The sequence below is a fragment of the Sivoneniella epilithica UHCC 1019 genome, from assembly GCF_040830845.1.
GTDB lineage: Bacteria > Cyanobacteriota > Cyanobacteriia > Leptolyngbyales > Leptolyngbyaceae > ULC077BIN1.
The window spans coordinates 39,901-64,390 of sequence record NZ_JBFPDP010000030.1 but is presented as its reverse complement, the minus strand read 5'-3'; the positions used below and the strand labels follow the sequence as shown (position 1 = coordinate 64,390).

16 protein-coding genes are annotated in these 24,490 nt (G+C 50.0%); 8 read left to right on the top strand and 8 right to left on the bottom strand.

The annotated features are described in order from the left end of the window. The first annotated feature begins 314 nt into the window (after window positions 1–314). Both AB3R30_RS17485 and AB3R30_RS17480 read left to right on the top strand, forming a co-directional pair. The gene (locus AB3R30_RS17485) at window positions 315–941 is read left to right on the top strand and encodes a DedA family protein (RefSeq protein WP_458650494.1); all 627 of its coding nucleotides are present in this window, start codon (window positions 315–317) and stop codon (window positions 939–941) included. Between the two features lie 273 nt (window positions 942–1,214). Beyond that, complete coding sequence (locus AB3R30_RS17480) at window positions 1,215–2,942, top strand: ABC transporter ATP-binding protein (protein ID WP_458650493.1); 1,728 nt, start codon at window positions 1,215–1,217, stop codon at window positions 2,940–2,942. A gap of 75 nt (window positions 2,943–3,017) precedes the next feature. Here AB3R30_RS17480 and AB3R30_RS17475 read toward each other — a convergent pair whose 3' ends face one another. The 3 genes from AB3R30_RS17475 to AB3R30_RS17465 all read right to left on the bottom strand — a co-directional run bounded on the left by AB3R30_RS17475 (window position 3,018) and on the right by AB3R30_RS17465 (window position 7,232). Continuing rightward, window positions 3,018–5,057 carry an ABC1 kinase family protein gene (locus tag AB3R30_RS17475; RefSeq protein WP_458650492.1) on the bottom strand — a complete coding sequence of 680 codons (2,040 nt, stop codon included), beginning with the start codon at window positions 5,055–5,057 and terminating at the stop codon, window positions 3,018–3,020. Window positions 5,058–5,360: 303 nt separating this feature from the next. Beyond that, on the bottom strand, window positions 5,361–6,761 hold the full coding sequence (locus AB3R30_RS17470) for a TldD/PmbA family protein (protein ID WP_458650491.1): 1,401 nt from the start codon (window positions 6,759–6,761) through the stop codon (window positions 5,361–5,363). A 150-nt stretch (window positions 6,762–6,911) separates the two neighbouring features. After that, window positions 6,912–7,232, bottom strand: a complete 321-nt coding sequence (locus tag AB3R30_RS17465; protein ID WP_458650490.1) for a hypothetical protein — start codon at window positions 7,230–7,232, stop codon at window positions 6,912–6,914. A 161-nt stretch (window positions 7,233–7,393) separates the two neighbouring features. On the opposite strand from AB3R30_RS17465, the gene ligA reads away from it, so the two are divergent. Then, complete coding sequence (gene ligA, locus AB3R30_RS17460) at window positions 7,394–9,538, top strand: NAD-dependent DNA ligase LigA (protein WP_458650489.1); 2,145 nt, start codon at window positions 7,394–7,396, stop codon at window positions 9,536–9,538. Here the strand turns inward: ligA and AB3R30_RS17455 are convergent. The 4 genes from AB3R30_RS17455 to AB3R30_RS17440 all read right to left on the bottom strand — a co-directional run bounded on the left by AB3R30_RS17455 (window position 9,524) and on the right by AB3R30_RS17440 (window position 13,535). Next, a complete protein-coding gene (locus AB3R30_RS17455) occupies window positions 9,524–10,477 on the bottom strand; it encodes an FTR1 family iron permease (RefSeq protein ID WP_458650488.1) in 954 nt (317 codons plus the stop codon). The genes ligA and AB3R30_RS17455 overlap by 15 nt on opposite strands. A 33-nt stretch (window positions 10,478–10,510) precedes the next feature. After that, window positions 10,511–11,566 (bottom strand): ComEA family DNA-binding protein, encoded by a 1,056-nt coding sequence (locus tag AB3R30_RS17450; RefSeq protein WP_458650487.1) that lies wholly within the window; start codon window positions 11,564–11,566, stop codon window positions 10,511–10,513. A gap of 125 nt (window positions 11,567–11,691) precedes the next feature. After that, a complete protein-coding gene (locus tag AB3R30_RS17445; protein WP_458650486.1) occupies window positions 11,692–12,699 on the bottom strand; it encodes a multicopper oxidase domain-containing protein in 1,008 nt (335 codons plus the stop codon). Between the two features lie 110 nt (window positions 12,700–12,809). Further along, window positions 12,810–13,535 carry a pantothenate kinase gene (locus AB3R30_RS17440; RefSeq protein WP_458650485.1) on the bottom strand — a complete coding sequence of 242 codons (726 nt, stop codon included), beginning with the start codon at window positions 13,533–13,535 and terminating at the stop codon, window positions 12,810–12,812. 138 nt (window positions 13,536–13,673) lie between these two features. On the opposite strand from AB3R30_RS17440, the gene AB3R30_RS17435 reads away from it, so the two are divergent. The 4 genes from AB3R30_RS17435 (at window position 13,674) to AB3R30_RS17420 (ending at window position 18,308) form a co-directional block, all read left to right on the top strand. After that, window positions 13,674–15,401 carry a diflavin flavoprotein gene (locus AB3R30_RS17435; protein WP_458650484.1) on the top strand — a complete coding sequence of 576 codons (1,728 nt, stop codon included), beginning with the start codon at window positions 13,674–13,676 and terminating at the stop codon, window positions 15,399–15,401. A 94-nt stretch (window positions 15,402–15,495) separates the two neighbouring features. Then, window positions 15,496–15,705, top strand: coding sequence for a hypothetical protein (locus AB3R30_RS17430; RefSeq protein ID WP_458650483.1), 210 nt, complete (start codon window positions 15,496–15,498; stop codon window positions 15,703–15,705). A 272-nt stretch (window positions 15,706–15,977) separates the two neighbouring features. Continuing rightward, window positions 15,978–16,439: a phosphate-starvation-inducible PsiE family protein gene (locus AB3R30_RS17425; protein ID WP_458650482.1), complete on the top strand. Its 462-nt coding sequence runs from the start codon at window positions 15,978–15,980 to the stop codon at window positions 16,437–16,439. An 81-nt stretch (window positions 16,440–16,520) separates the two neighbouring features. Beyond that, complete coding sequence (locus tag AB3R30_RS17420; protein ID WP_458650481.1) at window positions 16,521–18,308, top strand: diflavin flavoprotein; 1,788 nt, start codon at window positions 16,521–16,523, stop codon at window positions 18,306–18,308. A 172-nt stretch (window positions 18,309–18,480) separates the two neighbouring features. Here the strand turns inward: AB3R30_RS17420 and AB3R30_RS17415 are convergent, their stop codons facing one another. Continuing rightward, window positions 18,481–20,631, bottom strand: coding sequence for a polyribonucleotide nucleotidyltransferase (locus AB3R30_RS17415; RefSeq protein WP_458650480.1), 2,151 nt, complete (start codon window positions 20,629–20,631; stop codon window positions 18,481–18,483). Between the two features lie 242 nt (window positions 20,632–20,873). Between AB3R30_RS17415 and AB3R30_RS17410 the strand changes: the two genes are divergently transcribed. Next, complete coding sequence (locus AB3R30_RS17410; protein WP_458650479.1) at window positions 20,874–24,479, top strand: DEAD/DEAH box helicase; 3,606 nt, start codon at window positions 20,874–20,876, stop codon at window positions 24,477–24,479. The last annotated feature ends 11 nt before the right edge of the window (window positions 24,480–24,490 follow it).

Sequence of the window (24,490 nt, the reverse complement as noted above, 5' to 3'; positions counted from 1 at the left end):
ACTATTCCTGATTGCATTCGCGATCTTGCCAACCAAATCCATCAAGTTTTTCGCTGGCTAACATGAAACCACCCTGCCTCTCCTGCGGGAGAGGGGTTTGGGGTGAGGGTTCTTAGTTGCACATTGCGTGAGTAGTTCTTACTCAAAATTTAGCATTGGGAACTCAAAATGTTCTTTCCTCGCTAGGTATCCTCATTTTTTGCCCTAGCGGGGTCAGCTTGCCTAAATTTGCCGTGAAGTCGATCGCGTTCTGATGGGCAAGTCACGCAAAAATTGATAGGGTTGTAGCCGACATCTTGAAGGAAACTGAGCTAATGTCTGACGCGATCGCACAGTGGGTAACCGAGACAATGAGTTCAATGGGATATCTGGGCATTGGGCTACTCATGTTCCTGGAAAACCTATTTCCACCCATTCCCTCCGAACTGATCATGCCACTGGCAGGTTTCACGGTCTCCCAAGGCAAAATGCAGTTTATTCCCGCCGTCGCCGCTGGAGTAATTGGAACGGTTATTGGTGCCTATCCCTGGTACTACGCTGGGCAATCGATTAGCGAGGCACGCATCAAAGTGCTTGCCGATCGATATGGCAAGTGGCTAACAATTTCAGGAAAAGACATTGATAAAGCCAACGAGTGGTTCAATCGCCATGGCAACATGGCAGTTTTTCTATGCCGCTTGGTGCCTGGAGTGCGAACGCTGATCTCCATCCCGGCTGGTTTGAACGCAATGCCCTTGATTCCCTTTACGATTTATTCCACGATTGGCACCACACTGTGGGTAACGCTACTAACCTTTTTAGGGTTTCAGTTAGGCGAAAACTACGAAAACGTTGATCAATGGTTAGCGCCTGTATCAAAGCTTGTCCTATTTGGCTTATTGGGGTTATTAGTGTTTTGGATTTGGAAGCGAAAAAAATCTCAATCGTCTCGCAATCATTAATCTGCTGGCGGAGTATGGGTGACACGAGTAAAACACCCCTCCTAGCTATTCTCCTCGCTGCGGACACTTTTATCTGCGTCGTTCTGAGAGATAATGTTGGCTAGCGACTGGGAACAAGTTGGGTCGTCATGGGTCGTTGTATTCCTAAGATCCTTCTTAGGAAACCGATTTCTCGATGGGAAAGGACTGACTACCGCTTATCCTAGTGGTGTCCCTCTTCTTGATCGCTCCATTCATTTCCCATTTTTATCAAGAAAGTAAATTTAGTAACCGTTGAACGCTCGCGATCGCTACTGGCAACTTCTCACTTACATCCGCCCCCAGAAAACAATCATCATTCAAGCTCTGCTTTGCACGTTGGTTTTCACGGCGATGTGGCCTGTTCTAGCGTGGTTAGCCGGTGAGATGGCAAAACCGATTGCTCTGGGTCAAGTAGCAGCAATTGCAAAACTCGCTGGAATTGCTGCATTAGCATTTCTAGTCCAAAAGATTGCTCAATATGGGCAAGATACCTTAATGGCTAAAGCTGCTCTAGCCATTGCTTTTCAGTTGCGTACTCAGGTGTATTCCCATCTTCAGCGGTTGAGCCTCAGCTACTTTGAAACGGCTCAAAGTGGGGATCTTGCCTATCGGATAACCGAAGATATTGATCGCATCGGTGAAGTGGTTAACAAAGCATTTCATCAATTTTTGCCGAGTGTCTTACAGCTAATTGTGGTGTTGGGATACATGATTTATCTCAACTGGCAACTGACCATCACCATCTTGATCATTGCGCCCGTTATGGCAATTTTGATCACCTGGTTTGGGGAGCGCATCCGCAAGCTGTCTTACCGGAGTCAAGGAAACGTTTCCAATCTCTCGGCGCTTCTGGTGGAAGTGTTTAGCGGAATGCGCTTGGTGCAAGCCTTTGCCGCCGAAGATTATATGTTGGGGCTTTTTAGTCGGGAAGCGGAACAAAATCGCCTTGCTCGTTATAAAACCGAAAAGCTGAAGGCGATTCAGGCTCCTGTAGTGGGTTCCTTAGAAGCTTTTGCGCTGCTATTTTTGCTGCTGTTTGGAGGCTGGCAAGTTTCGACTCAAAATATTACCGGTAGCGATTTTGTTAGCTATCTGGCAGCGGTGATTATGCTGATTGATCCGATCGCCTTGGTAACGGGGAACTACAACGAGTTCAAACAAGGGGAAGCCTCGATCGATCGCGTGTTTGAACTGCTCTCCATGCAGCCTACGGTAGTCGAAAAGCCTGGAGCCGCTTTGTTGCCATCGGTTACGGGCAAGGTAGAGTATCGCAATGTCGGGTTTGCTTATAAATCTGAACAGCCTGTTCTGAAGCAGCTTAATTTGCTAGCGTTGCCCGGAGAAGCGATCGCCTTGGTGGGTCATTCGGGTGCTGGCAAAACCACCCTAGCAAACCTGTTGATGCGGTTTTATGATCCACAGGATGGGCAAATTTTAGTGGATGGCATCGATATTTGCGATGTCACATTACCTAGCCTGCGCCGCCAAATTGGGATCGTCCCACAAGAAACCATTTTATTCTCTGGCACGATCGCCCAAAATATCGCGTTTGGCCAGAGCAACTTAGATCTGGATGCGATTAAAACAGCGGCTAAAATTGCCAATGCCGATCAATTCATTGTGGAATTTCCAGAAGGATACCAAACTTGGGTGGGTGAGCGGGGAGTAAATTTGTCAGGTGGACAGCGCCAACGATTGGCGATCGCCCGTGCCGTATTGCTCAACCCGCGCATTTTGATTCTGGATGAAGCCACCTCCGCCCTCGATTCAGAATCCGAAGCGCTAGTGCAACAAGCCCTAGAACGGTTAATGAAGAACCGCACGGTGTTTATCATTGCCCACCGCTTGGCAACTGTTCGCCGCGCCGATCGCATCGTGGTATTGGAGCAGGGCAGCGTTGTAGAATCTGGCACCCACACAGAACTGCTCAACAAAGAAGGACGCTATGCCCGGTTCTATGCCCAACAGTTTCAAGATTAGGATTGGTCGGAGGCAGGTTTTGTGGTGAAAATTAGCGGACAAAACCGTTCAATCTTGGCTAAATCTGCTCTTACTTTATCGGGTCGCGGGGGCTAGCTGAGGAAGTTTAGGCGTAGGCTCTTTTGCGGGGAATCGAGCCTCAATTTTCTCAGGCTCATCGGTCAGCAAAAATTCTCGAATCAGCCGCGTTAACGCCCGTTGTGTTAATCCTTCGGCAATTTTTTGACCCATGTGGCGAGTTTCCGGTTTCACTAAAAGCCGAGGAATCACCGGCACTAGCATCAGTGGATCGAACCCAGATGTTTCTTGCAAAATGCCCCAAATTCGCTGAATGTGTTCAAACGTCTTTTGGTCGGTGGCGGAAACCGGGGGAGGCGTGACCGCAAACCCAAGCCGTTGGCTGACGGTATAGGTAAAGTTGCGAAAGGCGGTGTTGCCCAGCGTATCCAATCCTCGAACAATCACATCGACTAACTGCGATCGAATTAACTCGCCCCGTGCAGAGAAAAGATAGTCAACGGTCTGGTCAAGCACTGTGCCCAAGTCATAATCACTACTATCCCGTGCATTTCTCAACAAATTTTCTAGACGATTCCAGCGGAAGCTCTCATCCTTAAACAGCAAATCGCGCAGGGAAGCCCGCAGTTCCGGGGCAGGATCGGTGAGCAAGCGCTTAGCAACGTAAGGATAGGCTTTGCTCAAAACCTTAAACTCTGGATCGACGTTGATGGCAATCCCTTCTAGCGTCACGAGCGATCGAATGATTAACGCAAAAAACGCAGGCACCTGAAACGGATAGTCATACATCAAACCCGACAGTTTATCCGTAATGGTCTTAATATTGATTTCCGCAACAGTGGCACCCAATGCATCATCAAACACAAACGCTAACGCTGGAATAATCGGCGTTAGATCGGTGTCAGCATCTAAAAAACCGAGATTAACATAATCATTCGCCAACCCTTCAAAGTCGCGATTCACCAAGTGAACCACGGCTTCAATTAACCCATAGCGTTGAGTTGGAGTCACCTCGCTCATCATGCCAAAGTCGAGGTAAGCCAACTTGCCATCGGGGGTCGCCAACAAATTACCCGGATGCGGATCGGCATGAAAAAAGCCGTTTTCTAAAAGCTGCCGCAGAGAACACTGAACGCCGACAGAGATGAGATAGCTGGCATCAATTCCCTGTTCGCGGATGGCATCTAGCTGAGTTAACTTGGTGCCCGTGATCCATTCCATTGTCAAAACCCGCCGTCCGGTGTATTGCCAGTAGATGCGAGGAACGTAGATTTCAGGGATCTTGCCATACAGGTCTGCAAACCGCTCGGCGTTGCGTCCTTCTTGGCTGTAGTCTAGTTCTTCAAAAATACGGGCAGCAAATTCATCAATGATGGCAACTAGGTCGCTGCGAATTTGCTTGACGTTTCTCATTAAAAAGGCAGCCATTCGCCGCAGGATGTACATATCTAGCGCGATGCTTTCAGACAATCCAGGACGCTGAACTTTGACTGCAACCTCTTCGCCTGTTTTCAACTTGCCTTTGTAAACTTGACCCAATGAAGCGGCGGCGATCGGGCTTGTGGTTAATTCTGCATAAATTTCGTGGGGCTGAAAACCTAGTTCTTCTTGAATGAATTGGTAAGCAAGCGCATTATCAAACGGGGGCAGTTGATCTTGCAGTTGGGTTAACTCGTCTAGGTAGATGGGCGGCACCAAATCGGGACGGGTAGAAAGCGCCTGACCCACTTTAATAAAAGCAGGACCAAGCCGGGTCAAAATTTCCCTTAACCAAATTGCCTGTTTGCGTTGCTGAGCTTCGGATGGGGCTTTCCGGTTCCACCACCAGACAAACCCATAGCTGAGAAAGGGCAGAAAAATCTGAATGATCCGATTTAGAACCTGTAACGGACGCTGAGAGTAAACTGCGGCGATCGCGTCTGCATCATACCGAAGCGCTTCCATATCCGGCAATGGCGGCTCAGCAGGTTTGAGCAACATCCCTTCTGGCAATGGCTCCTCAGTGAAAAACACTGGCTCAGCCAAATTTTCAGACATTTGCAGCGTAGGAAAATAAGTCACAGGTTGTTTTAGCTCAGGTGGAGGGACAGTGAACATTGCAGATTAGGGGTTCGTAGCTGTCCAGGCAGGATACCAACCTCCATGTAACGCATTGTAACAAGCAGTTAGCAATAATGCAGAGAGAGTTTACCGCCGCCAAAAGAAGAGGTTTCCACAAAGCTCATAGCAGAGCCGCAAAAGATTCTGGCATTGCTGAATGCAGACATGATTTTCATTGGTAGGGGTAGCGCCTTGTGCCTACCCTTGAATGGGATAAGGGCAACCACAAGGGATTGCCCCTACGAATTTCATATCTAGATTCAGCAACGCCAAGATTCTCTTCCCTGTTCCCTGTTCCCTCTACTCCACCGCTTCGCCGCCTACAACCACATTTCGCACCCGCAAGCTAGGACCGCCACAGCCTACGGATAACCCATTTTGTCCACCCTTGCCGCAGCCGCCTGACTCATCCCAAAAAAAGTCATTCCCGATCGCTTCAATATTTGCCAGAGTTTTAAAGGCATTTCCCGACAGGGTGACATCGCGCACCGGCTCGGCAATTTTGCCATCGCGGATCATCCAGGCTTCGCCAGCGGCAAAGGTAAACATTTCGCCATTGGTCATCCCGCCCAGCCAGTTACAGGCATACACGCCCTCTTGAATGCCATCAAACAAATCTGTAACAGGAGTTTTGCCCGGTTCAATCCAAGTATTGGTCATGCGGACAATCGGTGGATAGTGATAGTTTAAGCATCGGGCATTTCCTGTGGGTGCTTCTCCGAGTTTGCCTGCGGTTTCGCGAGAATGCAGCCGTCCGACTAATACCCCATCCTTGATCAATTGAGTGGTTGTAGCGGGAGTACCTTCGTCGTCATAGGCATAGCTGCCACGATGACCTTCGGGAGCAGCCCCATCAAAAATTTGCAACTCTTTTGAACCAAACTGCCGACCCAGGCTCATTGTCTCCAGGAGATCAGGGTTTTCATAGGTCATATCAGCTTCAGACAAATGCCCAAAGGCTTCATGGACAAACAACCCGGTCAAAATTGGGTCAATTACCACGGTGTAGGTGTTGCCTTTGACAGTCGGCAATGCCAAAGAATTAACAGCGCGTTGGGCAGCACTACGTACTTGAGTATCTAGTCCACTCAAGTCTTCGTAGGCTTTGCGAGAACCCGTAGTTTCACGTCCAGTTTGCACGCGATCGCCGTTTCGAGCGGTGGCGGCATAGCGCATTTCCATATCTACCCATGACTGCTCTAGCATCGTGCCATCGGAGGTTGCCAAAATAATTCGCTGAGCGCTGTCGCCATAGCGGACTGAGGTCGTAGCAATTTGGGGGCTAACGCTCCGTAAAATTTCACCATAGTGCTGACACAAAGCTTTTTTCTGTGCCAAAGGAATCTGTCGGGGATCGCTGCCGATTAAGGGAAAAATGCAAATGTCTTGAATGGGATTGACGGGTGCCAACAGAGTTTCGTCATCGCCTACTAATCGAGCAGCGGCGATCGCGGCTTCAACTTGTTCTTTGAGAGTGGCAAGCCGATTAAAGCTGGCAAATCCCCAACCACCCTTATGGCAAGCCCTCACATTCCCCCCAATCGAAATCCCTTCACTCAAAGTTTCAATTTTATTACCTCGCAGCAAAATATCGGTTCCTTCTGCGGCTTCTAGGCGAATCGCCAAATAGTCCACCTGGGAACAATACCGAGCAATTAAATCAGCTAATAAATCTTTTGCGTTGGCGGGTAAGGTAGCCATAACGAAATTTGTACCAAGTGACAGGCTGTATTCATTCTCTAATCAATTGAGGCGAGTGAACCGTCAACTTTGAGAACGCCAAAATTAACCCACCCTGCGGGAAGCAAGCTTGTATCTTGAAACTAATCAGGCGAGGGAACTGGATGATGCTTAATCCTTGGGTTGGAACGGCTTTTGAATTTCAAAAGAGATGGGGCTAGAGCGCACCGATGACTTTACAGAGGGCTTTTGAGGATTAGCAGGTATAGCCGCTTGATTGGCTTGAGTCACAGTAGCTTGTTTCGTTTGAGGATCGAGTGCTTGAGAGTCTAGATGAAAGGGCAGTTTTGAGAACTTGTCATAGTTGGAGGCGATCGCCAAAAGCGCCCCACCCAGCACAAAAAACGGCATTGGCAAGGATACCTGCTGCACCCACTGCCAAAACTCTACTGCTCCAAACAACAAAACAAAACTGGTTAGCCAAAGCTGCATCGATTCATCCAGTCCAAGTTACATCGTTTAATTACATCGCAGGATAACGGATCTTTGACAATTTGGGGCGATCGCTAGCAAAATTTGATGACCGCTTGCTTGCACCTCGCTAAACTGAGTGAGAATAGACCTAATTTTTGTAATCTGATTTTTGTGAATAGATGGATTCAACCGAGCAACTGACCTTCCTGGAACCAATTCCGGCAGCGATCGAGCAACGTCTCCAAGAACTGCGGCAATTACTGCAAGATGCGAGCTATGCCTACTATCTGCTGGATGCTCCCGTGCTTGAAGATGCAGTATACGACACGCTCTATCACGAACTGATTGCTCTAGAAACTCAGTACCCCTCCCTGATTACGCCCGATAGCCCAACTCAGCGCATCGGAGAACGCCCAGCCAGCCAGTTTACCTCCGTTCGCCACAACATTCCCCTCTACAGTCTAGAAAATGCCTTTGGCAACGAAGATTTGACAAAATGGGAAGGACGAATTCAGCGGCAACGATTCGCAGCGAATCCTCAGCTATCGGATGATCCTGCATCCCACGCCCTAGAATATGTCTGCGAACTCAAAATTGATGGCTCTTCCATTGCGCTCACCTATGAAAATGGCGTATTGGTGCGGGGAGCCACTCGCGGCGATGGCATTGCGGGTGAAGACATTACTCAAAATGTGAAGGCGATTCGCTCCATTCCCCTCCGGCTCAACTTAGAAAACCCGCCAGCCTTGGTGGAAGTGCGCGGTGAAGCCTTTTTGCCCCTCAACTCGTTTGCCCAAATTAACCAGGAGCGATCGCAGGCAGGGGAAGCCTTGTTTGCCAATCCTCGAAACGCAGCGGCGGGAACATTACGGCAACTAGATTCCAAGATTGTAGCAAAACGAAAGCTAGACTTTTTTGCCTATACGTTACAGATACAGGACGAGGGGCAAGGGGCAAGGGGCGAGGGGTATAGGGGACAGGAAACAGGGGACAGAGGACAGGGGGGAATCTTGGCTCCCTCAACTCAATGGGATGTTTTGCAAACGCTGAAGCAACTGGGCTTTCGAGTGAATCCGGAGGGGGCGCTTTGCTCCAGCCTATTAGAGGTGATGGCGTTTTGCGAGCGCTGGTCGATTGAGCGGCGGAATCTGCCCTATATGACCGATGGCGTAGTGGTCAAGCTGAACTCTCTGATACTGCAAGCTCAGTTGGGCTTTACCCAAAAGTTTCCCCGCTGGGCGATCGCGCTCAAGTATCCAGCAGAAGAAGCGCCCACGGTGTTAGAAAAGATCAGTGTGAATGTGGGGCGGACTGGAGCCGTCACGCCGCTGGCAGAAATGCGCCCGGTGCTGTTGGCGGGAACCACTGTGGCACGGGCGACGCTACACAATCGCGATCGCGTTGCCGAACTGGATATTCGCGTGGGGGATACGGTGATCATTCGCAAAGCCGGGGAAATCATCCCGGAAGTGGTGCGAGTGCTGTATGAACTGCGTCCTGCTGGCACCGAACCGTTTCAAATGCCGACCCACTGCCCCGAATGTAGCCAACCCCTGGTTAAGCCAGAAACCGAAGCCGTGACCCGCTGTATCAATGCCTCCTGTCCGGCGATCGTCCGGGGATCCGTGGAGCATTGGGCAAGCCGCGACGCGATGGATATCAATGGACTGGGCGAAAAGTGGGTGCTGCAATTTGTGGATACGGGCTTGGTGCAATCCGTGGCGGATTTATATGACATCACTGTTGAGCAACTGATGACGTTGGAGCGCATGGGGCAAAAGTCGGCAGAGAAATTGGTCAGCGCGATCGCCGCTTCTAAACAGCAGCCCTGGGCACGAGTGCTGTATGGCTTAGGCATTCGACATGTGGGTAGCGTTAATGCGCAAGTGTTAACCCAACAGTTCACCAGCATTGAAGCCCTATCTCACGCTACCATCGACGCGATCGCCTCCGTATATGGCATTGGCACAGAGATTGCCCAATCCGTTCACCAATGGTTCCAAAACCCCGCCAACCACGACCTGATTCAACGCCTCCAAATCACTGGCTTAGAATTCCACTCAAAACTCAACCTTCAAAACTCAGAACTTCCCCAACTTCTTTCCGGCAAAACCTTCGTGATCACCGGCACCCTGCCTACCCTTAAACGCGATCAAGCAAAAGCTTTGATTCAAAACGCAGGCGGCAAAGTGACGGAATCGGTCAGCAAAAAAACGAGTTATGTGGTGGCAGGTGAAGAGGCAGGCTCCAAGCTGGAGAAAGCCCAATCCCTCGGCATTGCTTTACTCTCGGAAGCAGATCTGCTGGCGTTACTCAACTCGTGATGAGGCTTGGGATGGGGCAGAAGGTGGCAACTGCTTTTTAGTGAATGGGCTGCGACCAGATAGACTTTGAAAGTAAAATCCGCCCACCGTCAATAAGAACAGAACATAAGCGATCGCCTGCACCAAATAAAGCCGCTGAGTATAGCCAAACAACGCGCTAAGAATCGCTCCAGGAAAGCGATCGTCGGGCAACACCAGCCCCAAATCCCACACTTTGGGACCCAAAATGCAAGAATGCACCTTGGTAAAGCGCTCATAATAAAAACACATTGATGCTGAAGCTCGACTTTGGCTGGAAAGAGTAGTCATCACTGTATCAAAGTGACCCAGCGCGGTTACCACTAACCCTGCCACCACCAGCAAGAGCAAAATTCCCATTGCTTTAAAGAACACGCGCAGATTGAGCTTAACGCCCCATTTAAACAGCAGCACCCCAATTGCAGCAGCAGTCGCCAATCCGGCTAAGGCTCCCAGCGCAGGCAAAAATCCTTGCTCAAACTTCGCCAGGACAAAAACTACAGTCTCGAAGCCTTCTCGCAACACGGCAATGAAAATCAGCCAGAACACTCCTAATGCCCCTCCCTGCTTCAAAGCACTGGAAACCGAGTCTTCCACTTGGCTTTTCATCGATCGCGCTTGCTGAGTCATCCATACCAGCATCCAACTCAAGAAAACCACTGCGATCAGGCTAAACACGCCTTCTAGTAAAGGTTCCGCGACCGGGCTAGCGGCTCCGAGTACTTTGATCAGCCAGCCAAACAGGAATCCAATCAATGCACTCACCGCAATCCCAGCAATCACGCCCAAGTAAACCCAACGGTTGAGCCGAGTTTGCTTGGCTTTTTTGAGACAGGCAAGCACAATCCCAATCACCAGCACCGCTTCAACGCCTTCTCGCAACGTGATCACAAAGGTGGGTAAAACAGAGCTAAAGTCCATGGTGTCCTTTTTGGGCGATAGATTCTTGCAGTATTATTGGGCGATCGAAGCTTGCAGCATTGGGGCACTGGTCATTTCAATTTGCTTGACTTTTGCAGCCACCTGATCGGCTGTTAGCACGGGCGTAACGGGTGGAATTGCAGAGGGCCACGCCTTTCTTAATCCAGTGAAGGACGTAACGATCTGCTCGTCTGCTTTGGGATCGGCTTGCTTGACTTGATCGGCAATGCTTTTGTAAACGGTATCTTGAGCGTAGGCAACGAAGCCACGAGAGTCTTGATATTCAATCGGGGCGCTAATTTTACCATCCGCGATCGAGGCGGTATATTCAGCCGTTGCGGTTTCTAGTAAGCCATTGATCACTTGCAGCGAGAAGTTGGCAGATTGACGTTGGGTTTCGGGTAAAGCCGCGATCGCCTGATCGATCGCCTTCATTGCCTCGTCATACTGAGTTTTGACTTGAGGATCATTAGGCTTAGACTTGACCAGATCTTGCACTTGGGTCAGCACTCCTTTAAAGTCTTCCACCTTGCGCTCTTGAAACTGCTCTTCTAAATCCACATAAATCTCTTCAACCGGGTGCCCAATATGCGGCTCTGCCTGATCGGGTTTGTTTAATGCCAGCAACTCACCTGCGACTATCATGTGTCCTTTCATCAAGGCTAGCTTTGTCATGTAGTCCACATCTCTTGCTTCACCCGTCAATACAACTTCCTCGATGGTGACTTGATTTTTGATCTGATCAAATTGCGCTTGACTAATTACTTTCTTGCTCACTAAATCCTCAATGCTTCCATAGGGGCGACTGGCTTGAATTTTGTTGGAGAGCGCAGGCACCCCCAACGCCGCTTCCAGTTTGTCAAGCTCAGACAAGATAGCCGTATTAATGTTGATTTTGGGTTTATTTCCCATCGCCATCGACCCGCTCGGCGACATGGCAACGGGCGAAGAAGGAGCCGTTGGTTGATTCGAGACTGAGGGACTGCATGCTTTAATTCCAATCACGAGTGCGCCAATGGATAGCGCCAAAAAAGCATATCGAATCAAGCGATGAAAAATTCCCATTGCTACGGCTCCTGATAAATTCATGGATGCTCTCGATCAAGCGACCCTGAGCGCCTCTCACAGGAGACGATCTAAGACAGCTTGTCAAAGTAAGTAGATATTATCCTCATACTTTTGACTACTAATGTCAATAAATTTGCAAATTATTTTCAAGTGCTTTGAGGAATCACGTCAAACATTCCCATGCAACCTGCCTCGGCGATCGCGTCTTGATGCGGGTGAAACATATATTTGCCGGCATAGGGATAGGCAAACTCTAAAATATGCCGCTCCGCCGTGCCCATGGTAATCACATCGGCTTCGTGAGTGGGTTTGAGAACCATCCCGGTTGGGTAGACCCGAAAAAAGTTGGCATGAATATGAAAGGTCAGCGCTGGATCAAATTCAACCATATTCAGTAAATACAGGCGCACCAGTTGATGTTGATAAATCGGGATGGGATGGCGCATGTAGTAGTGAGGCAGACCATTAAAGGCATACAGATCATTCCGCTGTCGGTCTTTGATATCGTAAGCATTCATCACCAGCACAATCTCGTCGGCAGGGGAGCGACCTTCCTTGGGGTCGATGATCAATACACCGTGCAGTCCCTTACCAATGTGGCGAGTAACGGGTGCAATGTGGCAGTGATAGAGATGCAACCCGTAGGGCACCGCGTCAAACTCGTAGATAAAAGCTTTGCCGTTGCTGATGGGGCGAACTCCATCCATGTTGCTGGGATGGATGCCGTGAAAGTGTATGGTGTGCGCATGTCCGCCTTGGTTGAGAAACAAGACTCGAATGCGATCGCCCTCCCGCGCCCGTAACGTTGGACCGGGCACCCGTCCGTTATAGTTCCAGGTAATGTAGGACACGGCACTGTTTAACTGCAATGGCGAAGTGCCAGCAATCATCCGAAACTCGCGAACGGTGCGCCCGTTTTCTTGTTTAACGGTGCCATAGTCAAAGTCCCGTAGCGCCTGCATCGGGTTGATGCCATTGCCATAGGTGGGCGTATCTGTGGGCAATGGTGGCACTCGCACTAGTTGACGCGATCGCTGATTCTGCCAGTGATAACTGCCAGCGGCGCCCACTAAAACCGCACCTCCTAACCCTGCTTGTAAAAACTGCCTCCTCCCCCAACGCTTTCCTTCGCCAAAATTTTTGAATGCAGGCATTGCAGATACTAACCGTCACTTTTGCATTTAGAGTTATACCATTCTCTAAAATTTTATTGCAAATTCTTGTCATATATTTTCTATGCCTGCTGTTGATGGCGAAAATCTCATTAGTCTTGCCTTGAATTTTGCCGAATGGCTTGTATCCCGCTGAAGGCAAGATGGGGATTTAGCTTCACTGAATCGGCTAGGTCTGGATGGAGAACTTGCAAGTAGGCATGAATGCGATCGCTATCACCGCCCGTCAACACAACCGCGCTGGTTGGATAGGTCTGCCGCCAATCGTGAATAAAGGAGTGCAATCCGGCAACAACCGTATGCAGAATGCCGCTGGCGATCGCGGCTTCGGTGGTGAGTGCCCAACGGGGGGGAAGGGAAGAGGGAAGGGGGAAGAGGGAAGAGGGGAGGGCGGCAGTGCCTTGGTTAAGGGATTGGAATTGTAGCTTTAATCCGGGTAGAATGGCTCCGCCGATGAGGCGATCGCCACTGGCTCCGGTCAAGGTGAGGGCGGTTCCGGCATCAATCACGAGAACGGGGCACCCTATGGTTTGGATGGCACCCCACAACGCAAGGGCGCGATCAATGCCAAAAGTGGGATACATTCCTTTTAGGGGCACTTGTTCGAGGCTGATAAAGTGAGCGCGAGGATGGGCTTGCCACAACTGATTTTGTAACGGCACTACGGAGGCGATCCAAAGCTCACGGTTTTGCAAGAACTCGGTTTGATCCTGATTGGCGTGGGGCGTATCCCAAGTTTTTCGGAGGCGATCGCCGCTAAATTCTGCCCAGTGCAGCCGCGAATTGCCAATCACCAGCGCTGTCCAAACATCGATCATGCTAAAAAGCAGCCCTTAAAAACGATAAGCTAGACTGATAAGTAACTTCACCTAACAAAACTTTACAAAACTCAGATCGCCGTTCAAGATAAAAGAATAGACAACTTTTTTTTAATTACTGACTAAGAGAGGTTGATCATGGTAGCACTTCGAGAAAAAGCATCCACCCGGCTGACCATGCAAACTGTTGCGATTGCTGCTGATACCACGGCAATTCGCTCCCTCGATTGGGATCGCGATCGGTTTGATATTGAATTTGCGCTAGAAAACGGCACGACCTACAACTCTTTCCTGATACGCGGCGAGAAGGTAGCACTGGTCGATACCTCCCACGAAAAATTCCGCCAACTATATTTAGACACCTTAACGGGCTTGATCGATCCGGCTGACATTGATTATCTCGTCATTAGCCACACTGAACCCGACCACAGCGGCTTAGTCAAAGATATGTTGGAACTCAACCCCAACATCATTGTGGTGGGTGCCAAAGTTGCCATGCAGTTCTTGGATGATTTGATCCATTTCCCCTTTCAAAGAAAACTGGTTAAAAGCGGCGAACGGCTGGATTTGGGCAATGGACACGAACTGGAATTTGTCTCCGCGCCTAACCTGCATTGGCCAGATACCATCCTCACTTATGATCATAAGACGCAGACTCTTTTCACCTGCGATGTGTTTGGCATGCACTACTGTGATGATCAAACCTATGACGAAGATTTGAAGCTACTTAACGCCGACTACAAAACCTATTACGACTGCCTCATGGGTCCCAATGCTCGTTCGGTTTTGGCAGCGCTAAAGCGGATGGGCGATCTGCCACCGATCGCCCAAATTGCGACTGGGCACGGTCCCTTGTTGCAATATCACGTTGAGGATTTAGTCGGGCGCTATCGCACCTGGAGTCAAGAGCAGGCAAAGGCAGCAACTACGGTCGCATTTTTTTATGTGTCTGAGTATGGCTGTAGCGATCGCCTGGTTCATGCCGTTGCCCAAGGGGTTGCCAAAACAGACGTGGTGGTGGAACTGATTGATTTGTTAGAAACCGATCCCCAGGAAGTGCGGGAATTGGTGGGGATTGCCGCTGGGATTGTGATTGGGATGCCGCCCCAATCGGCAGTTTACGCCGCCCAAACTCAAGCATTACTCAGCACCATTTTAGCGGCGACCCATGCTAAACAAGCCTTTGGTCTATTTGAATCGGGCGGCGGCGATGATGAATCCGTCTATCCATTGCGAAATAAGCTACAAGAGATTGGCGTGGTTGAAGCCTTTCCGCCGATTTTGATCAAAGAAACACCGACAGAAGCCACCTACCAACTGTGCGAAGAAGCCGGAACTGATTTAGGGCAATGGTTGACCCGCGATCGCAGCATCAAGCAAATGAAATCCCTAGATAACGATCTGGATAAAGCTTTGGGACGGCTCAGCGGCGGACTCTACATCATCACTGCGAAAAAGGGTGAAGCTTCCAGCGCCATGCTAGCCTCTTGGGTTGCCCAAGCTAGCTTAGAGCCGATTGGCATTACGATCGCCGTCGCCAAAGATCGGGCGATCGAATCCTTCATGCACGTGGGAGATCGCTTTGTCCTCAACATTCTCGAAGAAGGCAACTATCAGCCTTTGATGAGGCACTTCTTGAAGCGCTTTCCACCGGGTGGCGATCGCTTTGCAGGCATCAAAATCTATCCCGCTTCCAATGGTTGCCCAATCCTAGCGGATTCCTTGGCATACCTGGAATGTGAGGTGATTAGCCGCATGGAAGGCAGCGATCACTGGATTGTTTACAGCAGCGTAGATATGGGGCGGGTTTCCAAAACCGACGGCTTGACCGCCGTGCATCACCGTAAGGTTGGCAATCACTATTAATGGAGTTTTGGTCGTTGCTGAATCTAGATATGAAATTGTAGGGGCAATCCCTTGTGGTTGCCCTGATCCCAGCAAGGGTAGGCACACCCTACCCATGAAAATCATATCTGCATTCAGCAATGCCGAGTTTTGTTCGTGTAGTGTCTCTGTAGAAGATATTTTGAGTTTTGAGTTCTCAACCAAGGAAGCATTGCCTTTTTCAGACGATCGCGGTGAGTATTATCTCTTCAAAAGCGCGATCGCTCAAAATTCAAGTGACTGCAAGCCTATTTCTTTAGTCATCAGAGTACTGATGGCAACCTGAAACTTACCATCTTTCTTAATCAAGGTGTCCTATATTGCTGCGACCTATCAATCGAAATCATAGGTTTTTCCAATGAGATAGTGACTCATATATAAGTTATTTTGAGAGTAGCTTTACTATATGTCTGTACTTGATGAAGGATCTGTCCATGCAACCGTCTTTAAGCCCACCGATATCTTCGCAACCGACCTGGATTAATCGCGTCGTACACGCCCTAGAAATTGTTCAGGATTTAATTCATTATTTCTCTCTGCATTGGTCTGTTCTGCGTTATGGTGCTGCAACTCCGAAGCATGTTTTTGTCTCTACTGCCACCCTTAGATTTTCAAGAAGTGACTGCTGATATTTTGTTTCTGCTAATTTTGGTGGAATTGTTTCGCTTCCTAATTATTTACTTGCAAGAACAACGGGTTTCGATTGGGGTGGCTGTGGAAGTGGCGATCGTGTCTGTGTTGCGGGAAGTGATTGTGCGGGGCGTGTTAGAGGTGCCCTGGAATCAAGTACTGTCTGCCTGTGCCTTTTTGCTGGTGCTGGGGGCGTTGCTGATCATTCGCGTTTGGCTGCCGCCTACCTTTGAAGGTGTTGATCCAGAAAAACGACTGTCCAGAAGACGACGACTTTCGCGAGAGGGCGGAACAGGGGAAAATCATAGAGGTTCTGAGCAACCTGACATTGCTTTGATGATGACGGAAACTGCTGCACCTTCTAGTGGTGTATCAAACAATAATAGATAGACGGTTTAATCAATATTCCTTATTCCTCATCGCTCATTTTCTTTGCTATTTGTCCCTTTGCTTTTATTCCTTGCTTAACCTATGGCTGACTTTAAACCGCGTGATGTTCAAGTTGCTGAGATGGGTGCTGGCACGACGGTGCTGCGATCGCGCACCTGGGAACGGCTTAAGTTTGAAACTGAATATGCTCGTCAAAAAGGCACTACAGCAAACTCTTATCTGATTCAGGCAGAGCAAACGTCGCTGATTGATCCACCTGGTGAGTCTTTTACTGATCTTTTTTTGGAAGAGTTAGGACATCATCTCTACTATCAGCGGTTGAACTACATCATTTTGAGCCATGTTAACCCCAATCGGTTAGCAACCCTCAAACGCCTGCTAGAAATGGCTCCCTATGTCACGGTGATTTGTTCAAAGCCCGGTGCCAACACGCTGCGATCGGTGTTTGCCAATCAATCCCTCACGTTGCCCTCTCCCCGCGACGATGAAGCTCAAGATTTGGGAATTGAGTTTGGCAATCAAACTCTGAAGGTACATATTGTTCGGGATGAAGAAGTGTTGGATTTGGGCAATGGGCATCAACTTCAGTTCCGCTTTGTGCCCACGCCTCGTCATCCAGACGCACTTTGCATTTATGATCCAGCGACTCGTGTGCTGTATACCGACAAATTATTTGGCGCTCATGTCTGTGACGATGCGGTGTTTGATGAACACTGGAAGACCCTGGATGGCGATCGCCGCTATTATTTTGACTGTCTCCATGCCGCACAAGCACCCCAAGTTGAAACCATTCTGGACAAGCTGAGGACGTTTCCAGCCAAGTTATATGCGCCGGGGCATGGTTCTGTTGTGCGGCACAGCGTTAGCGTTCTCGCGTTGGATTATCGCCGATGGTGTCAACAGCAGCAAACGAAAGATTTAACTGTGGCGCTACTGTATACCTCGGCTTATGGCAATACTGCAACCCTGGCAACCGCGATCGCTAAGGGCGTAAACCAGTCTGGGGTTGCCGTTCAAACCATTAACTGTGAGTTTGCCGATCCAGCCGAAATTACAGCCGCCGTCAAAGAGTGTGATGGCTTTATCATCGGCTCCCCAACACTGGCAGGTCATCCACCCACCCAAATTCAAACGGCATTGGGAATTGTCCTATCCACTGCCACTCAAACCAAAGTGGCTGGCGTATTTGGTTCCTATGGCTGGAGTGGAGAAGCGGTCGATCTGATTGAAAGCAAACTCCAAGATGCGGGCTATCCCTTGGGCTTTGAAACGATTCGCGTCAAGTTTGCACCCACGGAAGCAACCCTGGATCAGTGCGAACAGGCTGGCGCAGAGTTTGCCCGCACCCTCAACCGCGCCCGAAAAATTCGGGCACCCCGACAAGCGAGTGTGGATGTGATGAGCGATCGCACGGGGCAGGCAGTGGGGCGAGTCACAGGGTCTTTGTGCGTGGTGACAGCGCAATCAAGCGGCACGCCTGTAGGATTTCTCACCTCGTGGGTATCGCAAGCAGGGTTTAGCCCCCCCGCCATCACAGTCGCGATCGCCAAAGATCGAGAACTAGACTGCCTTGCCCATTCTGGCGAACGCTTTGTCCTAAATATTTTAAAAGAAGGTAAAAACTTACGCCGCTTCTTTTTGAAGCCAGCTACACCGGGCAATAATCCGTTTGTCAATTTGGCAACAGCAACGGCTGCTAATGGCTGTTTGATCTTGACCGAGGCGCTGTCCTACCTCGAATGTACGGTGCAAAATCGGATGGATTGCGGCGATCACTGGCTGCTGTATGCGATCGTGGATTATGGCAAGATTTTAGAATTAACCGGAGTTACCGCCGTCAACCACCGTAAGTCCGCCAGCCAATACTAGTAGGGGCATAGCATCTGGTCAGGAACCGTAAGGCTGCATCCCAGAGCATTGCCCAGATGCTACGCCCTCATCTTGACCCATATTTTGCGCAATACCTCTGATCGCAAACAAGGTTGTTTTACCAAAAAAGGGAGCGATCGCTCCCCTTCTTTCAGCGCTTTAACCCAGCGTTCTAAGCTTGAGTTGCCGCCTCACGAGCCGCCGTTGCTTCATCAGGATGAATGCCTAAGCGAGTCAGGTTGATTCGCCCACGGCTATCAATTTCCCTCACTTTCACAATCACCTCATCCCCTAGATTCACCTCATCTTCCACCTTGCCCACTCGATAGTCTGCCAGTTGAGAAATGTGAACCATGCCTTCCTTGCCGGGAAGAAACTCCACAAATGCGCCAATTGGGATAATCCGCGTTACCTTCCCTGCATAGACATCGCCTGCATTCAGCTTACGAGTCATGCCTTGGATAATGGAACGGGCACGCTTTGCTTTTTCACCATCGATCGCCGAAATCGTCACAATGCCAGTATCTTCAATGTCGATCTTGGCACCCGTTTCTTCGGTAATCCCCTTGATGGTTTTACCGCCAGGACCAATGATCATGCCGATAAACTCAGGGTCGATCTTAATCGTGAGTAGGCGCGGCGCAAACGGCGACATATCCGTGCGGGGCGTGTTGATGGTTTGCATCATCTTGTCGAGAATATGCAATCGAGCCGGTTTCGCCTGATTGATCGCTTGAGCAATGATATCCATCGGCAAGCCGTGAATTTTCATGTCAAGCTGCAACGCGGTGATGCCCGTATCGGTGCCAGCCACTTTAAAGTCCATATCACCCAAGAAATCTTCAATCCCTTGAATGTCAGTCAGGATGCGGATTTCCTCGCCTTCTTTAATCAAGCCCATGGCAGCACCGCTAACGGGTTTGAGGATGGGAACGCCTGCATCCATCAGCGCCAAGGTAGAACCGCAGACGGAACCCATGGAGGTGGAGCCGTTGGACGATAGCACTTCAGAGACAACCCGTAGCACATAGGGAAAATCTTCTTTTTTGGGCAAGATGGGAATTAGAGCGCGTTCTGCCAAAGCACCGTGACCTACTTCGCGACGCCCGGGCGATCGCATGGGTTTAGTTTCACCCACGGAATAGGGCGGCATGTTGTAGTGGTGCAGGTAGCGCTTCTTTTCATCCGGATGCAGATCATCCATTTCTTGAGCATCGCCAGGAGTGCCCAAAGTCACCACGGACATGACCTGAGTTAGCCCCCGGTTAAACAGAGCGCTGCCATGCACGCGAGCAGGCAACACGCCAACCCGGCAAGAAATCGGACGGATTTCATCCAGTTTGCGACCATCGATCCGCACGCCATCTTCCACGATTTGGCGACGCATCAAAACTTTAGTTACATCCTTAAACACATTACCGACCGCTTTTGCATTGGCAGCCGCAGCCAGTTTCACAGGATCTTCGGCGGGTAGTTCGGCGATCGCAGCCGTTAAGGAAGCTTTCACTTCATCCAAGGCAGCATCCCGCACTTTTTTTTCTTTCTCAAACCGTCCGATCACTTCTTTGACTGGAACAGTAACGCGATCGCGGATGAAATCTTCTAAGGTTTTATCCACTTCTGGCGTTTCTGCCGTGGCGATTTCAATCCCCAACTCCTTGAGGATGTCGCGTTGTGCCTGAATCAAATCTCGCACTGCTTCATAGCCAAAATCGATCGCCTCGATCATGTCCTGTTCGGGCAATTGATTCGCGCCTGCTTCCACCATGATGATGCCTTCAGGAGATCCAGCCACAATCAGATCTAGGTCGCCGCTTTCAATTTCCTTGTAGGTAGGGTTAATGATAAAGTCATCGCCGACTAAACCAACCCGCACGGCTGCCATCGGACCATTAAAGGGAATTTGCGCGAGCAAGACTGCCAGCGATGCACCTGTAACCGCCAGCACATCGGGGGGCACCAGTTCATCCAGCGAGAGCGTTGTGGCAACGACTTGGATATCATCCCGCATCCAGCCGGGAAACAACGGGCGCAACGGGCGGTCAATCAACCGGCTGATCAGAGTCGCTTTTTCGGGGGGGCGACCTTCACGGCGCAAAAAACCTCCGGGGATGCGTCCGGCTGCATATAAACGTTCTTCGTAATCAACCAATAGGGGCAGGAAATCAATTCCTTCTCGTCCTGATGCGCGAGTGGCAGCAACTAATACTGCGGTATCTTCCGACTGAACTAAAACTGCACCGCCTGCCTGTGGAGCGAGCAGACCGATCTTGAGCCGAATATCCCTACCATCAAAGGATATTGACTTTTCAATTTCTTCCATGTAACGTGGTATCCTTTTCCATCTTTTATTCTCTGTCGCAATCCTAGCATTGATGGACAAAGAGAGAATTTTTTGGCGATCGCAATCTTTCAGACCTCAGTTTGCAGCTTATACAATGGCAGTGTTGGGCATTCACCGCCGCTAGAGTGTAAATTTGTCCGGTAATTGCCATCACTCAGGACATAAAATAGCCTCTATAGCGATGAATTCATGCGATTAGCGACCGAAGGCTTTAAACGAGAATGGCAATCTTACACGGTAGCTGGCTAAGGCTGTCGCAACCCGACTCAACTCAAGATACTGGCATGACTGGGCAGGCGAGTTGCCTGGTTATTTGGGGAGAAATTTGGCGTAAGGTGATTCCCAGCCCACTGATATCCCTAGAAGACTCCAAAGAAGAAGACTCTAAAGACGCAACTGAGTTTGGAGCGCTTCAACCCAACCCTTATGGGATGACGCGGCTAGAATTGCTGGATTTTCTCAAAAGCTTGCAACAGAGCCATGGAATTTACCTGCCAGATTTAGAGGCTGTGACGGCAGCGCTGGAGCCGCCCAAGCGAACTCGTAAAACTGCTAAATCCCCTCCATCGGCTGGAAAAGCGATCGCGCCCATTCATTCTCAAAATAATCCACAGCCCCTAACCTGGCAGAGTCAAACCGTTAGCTTACCGACTGCACTGTTAGAAGGCGATTTGGCAGTTCCCAGTAGCGCAGTTCTGTTGCCGCAACTGTCCGCTGTGCCCGCAGGCGATCGCCCCTTAGTGCTGCATCCCTGGCAGGTTGAAGGATTGTGTCTATCGACAGATGAAGCGCTGTTGTTTCTCAATTCTTTGCCCTTAGGGTATCAGCCCGTCGAAGAAGCGATCGTCAGTGGAGATTTGCGTTTTTGGAGCCATGTTGCCCGCTGGAGCCTAGATTTACTAGCACGAGCCAAGTTTTTACCCGGCTTGGAAAAGCGCACCCAAGGAGAAGGCGATCTTACAGTTTTTGCTCAATGGGAGCCATTGCTCGATAGCGCGATCGATCAAGCGCGATTAATACAGTTTGGCGATCAGATGCCTGCTGCCTGTCGGATGTATGAAGGGCGAGGGGATAGGGAGCAGGGAATAGGGAACAGGAAGGAGAATCTAGGAGCCAGGGATGAACAAACTCAAAACTCAAAACTCAAAATATCTCCTACGGAGACGCTTCGCGAACAAAACTCAAAACTTTTCCTCCCCCTTCCCACCGATCCTCAAGTCTTGCTGCTCGATTTTTTGCAAACTACGCTGAATGCTCAGATTCGGCAAGCGGCACAACAGGCAGGGCTGACGGTGCCTGAAAAAGAAGCCTTTGCCGCAAAAGAGATATTATCAACGGCAGCGATCGCCCTGCTGCTACAGGAGTGGTTAACGGCGCTCAGCAACCCTGCGGCTCAACTCAAAACAACCGCTGTGGAAGCGTTGGAAACCTCGCTGCAAACCTGGACGACTCCGCTGCAACATCGCCGCTCAGATAATTTCCGCATTTGCTTGTCGCTCTATCCTCCTAGCTATGGACAAAGCAACTGGCAGTTAGAGTATGGCTTACAGGCGGTGGATACGCCCAATTTTATTGTAGATGCGCCCACGATTTGGAATAACCCAGTGGAGCGGTTGAATGTGCAAGGACGCGCGATCGCCCAGCCGCAAGAAATTTTCTTGATGGGTTTAGGCTTAGCTTCTCGTCTCTATGCCCCAATTGAGCCGAGCTTGCAATCACCACGTCCTCAGTTTTGCGCCTTAAGTCCTATGCAGGCTTATGAATTTCTGAAAAGCACTGCTTGGAGACTGCAAGATAGTGGAGTGGGGGTGGTCGTGCCGCCTAGTCTTGCCAGCCAGGGCGGTTGGGCAAATCGATTGGGGCTAAAAATTCAGGCGGAAACGGGCAAGCTGAGACAAGGGCAGCGGCTGGGTCTCCAAAGTCTGCTGAACTTTCGCTGGGAACTAACGATTGGCGGACAGAGCATTTCTAAGGAAGAATTCGATCGCCTAGTTGCGCTGAATATGCCGCTGGTTGAAATCAATGGCGAATGGGTCGAACTGCGATCGCAAGATATTCGCGCCGCCCAAACCTTTTTCGCTAGCCGCAAAGATCAGCCTGCGCTTTCCCTAGAAGATGCCTTACGCATTAGCACTGGCGATACTCAGATGATTGAAAAGCTGCCTGTTGTCAGCTTTGAAGCATCCGGTGCCCTGGATGATCTGATCAATACGCTGAGTGGAAATCAGGCGATCGCCGACATTGCCACACCCAAAAACTTCCGAGGCGAGTTGCGCCCTTATCAATCGCGTGGCGTAGGCTGGCTCTCGTTTTTGGAGCAGTGGAGTTTGGGCGCTTGCCTCGCCGACGATATGGGTTTAGGAAAAACCATTCAACTGATCGCCTTCCTGCTGCATTTACAGGAACAGGACTTGTTAAACTCGCCCACTCTGCTGATTTGCCCTACGTCAGTTCTTGGTAATTGGGAGCGAGAAGTTCAAAAGTTTGCCCCCAATTTGAACGTGATGCTGCATCATGGCGATGGTCGCCCGAAGGGAAGGGATTTTGCTAGAGCGGTTCAAGGAATTGACCTAGTGCTTTCTAGCTATGCGCTGGTTCATCGAGATATTAAAGACTTGCAAACCGTTTCCTGGCGGGGCGTGGTGCTGGATGAAGCCCAAAATATCAAAAATCCAGAGGCAAAGCAATCCCAAGCCGTTCGGCAATTATCAGGTCAGTTTCGCATTGCTATGACGGGCACTCCAGTCGAAAATCGCCTGTCTGAACTCTGGTCAATTTTGGATTTCCTTAATCCCGGCTACCTGGGACCCAAAAACTTCTTTCAGCGCCGATTTGCAGCCCCGATCGAACGGTACGGCGATACAGCATCCTTGCAAACCTTGCGATCGCTGGTGCAGCCCTTTATCCTACGGCGGCTCAAAAGCGATCGCACGATTATTCAAGATTTGCCCGATAAGCAGGAAATGACCGTCTTCTGCGGCTTGTCCTCCGAGCAAGCTTCTTTGTATCAACATTGGGTGGATAAATCCCTGGCAGACATCGAAGCGGCTGAAGGCATCCAGCGCAAAGGCATTATCCTGGCACTGATTACCAAGCTAAAGCAAATTTGTAATCACCCCGACCTATTTCTCAACGGAGCCACCGCTCAGGAAGGCGAAGGAGTTGAACAGCAAGCTGAAAATCAACCCTCAAAACTCGGATCGGCTGACTCACCGGAAACCAAAACTCAAAACTTAAAACTCAACCCTCAAAACTCGGCTCTCCCTTCCTTCCAATCCCGGTCTGGCAAACTCCTACGCTTGGAAGAAATGTTGGAAGAAGTTGTTGCAGAAGGCGATCGCGCTTTAATTTTCACCCAGTTTGCCGAATGGGGAAAACTGCTCAAAGCCCATCTGGAAAAACAGCTTGGCAAGGAAACCCTCTTTTTGTACGGCGGCACTTCCAAAAAGCAGCGCGAAGAAATGGTCGATCGCTTCCAGCTTGATCCGCAAGCACCCCGGATTTTCATCTTGTCGCTCAAAGCAGGCGGTGTCGGCTTAAACCTAACCCGCGCCAACCATGTGTTTCACTTCGATCGCTGGTGGAACCCGGCTGTAGAAAATCAGGCAACCGATCGCGTCTTCCGCATTGGGCAAACCCGCAAAGTCCAAGTCCACAAATTTGTCTGTAGCGGCACTCTAGAAGAAAAAATTCACGCCATTATTGAAAGCAAAAAAGCCCTCGCCGAACAGGTAGTTGGGGCAGGGGAAAGCTGGCTGACGGATCTCAACACCGATCAACTTCGCGATCTGCTATTGCTCGATCGCAGCGCCATTATTGATGAATAGCCGTCAAAGTC